Raw genomic sequence first — 1,137 nt, 5'->3', positions numbered from 1 at the left:
GCCGAACAATTTTTACTTAGCCATTATCCTGAAGCATTAAAAGATTTAACATACTATAAAACAAAAAAACTTACTTGTGCAGACCGTTTTTACTATGAACAAATCGTAATGGACTTACCGTTAGAACATGCTGGTTGTTATATTGATATAGACCTCGCGGGGAATATTGTTAAGTTTACATATGAAGGTGTGAAAAGGATTCCTGATATTCCAAAAATGTTGATTTCAAAAGAAAAACTGGTTGAACATGTACAAAATAGACTTAATTTTCAACTGACAATTGCAAATTTGTATACTACTATTCATGATGTAGCAGAAGATGGAATCAGTCTTGTGTACGAACCTGAGCAATTTTTCATGAAATATAAAGCGGACGTTTTGAAACCAACGTTAACGATTATACATGACGAAGACGATCCGCAAACATATGTCTTGCTTACTCCTCCTTCGAGTACGACCGTACGAAAAGATTTATCTATTGAAGATATCATTGGTATTACCGAGAGGATGGAAGTCATTCGTGAAGTAGATATGGGGGAAGAAACGGGCATAGTGTGGCGTGATCGGGACTGGGAGATGAAGGAAGGGGATTTATCTATAAATGGCTACTTCAATAGACAGTCAGAAGATACAGTTAAAGCCTTCATTTCAAAGAAAACTGGTAAAGTCAGAAGCTTTATGTGGTTTAATGAACGAAGTGGCGATCTTAGACTTAGTCGTGAGGCATGTTATCAAAGAGCCATTGTGTTTTTACAAATGAAAGTTCCAGATTATTATCAGTATCTACAACTGATTGTTCGAGAAAACGAGGATGAAGAGGATGATTCTTCAATGAAAGAATCATTTACATTCCATATGCATAACGGTCATGGTATACCAATTCAACTAGGATTAGTTATGGTTGTTGTTAATCGTCAAACAGGACAGGTTGATCATTATAGCGGACCGCGTTTTGATATGGAACAATTGAGCCAAATCCCTGTAGAACCGGTTATTTCTAAAAAAGAAGCAAGTGAAATGTTTATCAATCATTTGGATTTTGAATTAGCTTGGAACAAAAATTATGATAGTGAAACAGAATCCTATATCCTTGTTTATCAAGCGTGTGATCGTCATTCCAGGACCTCCATCCAGTAC

The 1,137-nt window shown here is 36.1% G+C and carries 1 protein-coding gene; it reads left to right on the top strand.

Annotation, left to right across the window (positions count from 1 at the left end; translation table 11 throughout):
- Positions 1 to 1,137 (top strand): YcdB/YcdC domain-containing protein (locus AC1DSL_RS18490; RefSeq protein WP_477533366.1); only part of this gene is annotated, 1,137 nt, incomplete at both ends.

It is taken from the genome of Paenisporosarcina sp. P4_D4 (genome assembly GCF_056401835.1).
The sequence above is the reverse complement of the archived record's forward strand: the minus strand, read 5'-3'. Positions and strand labels throughout refer to the sequence as shown.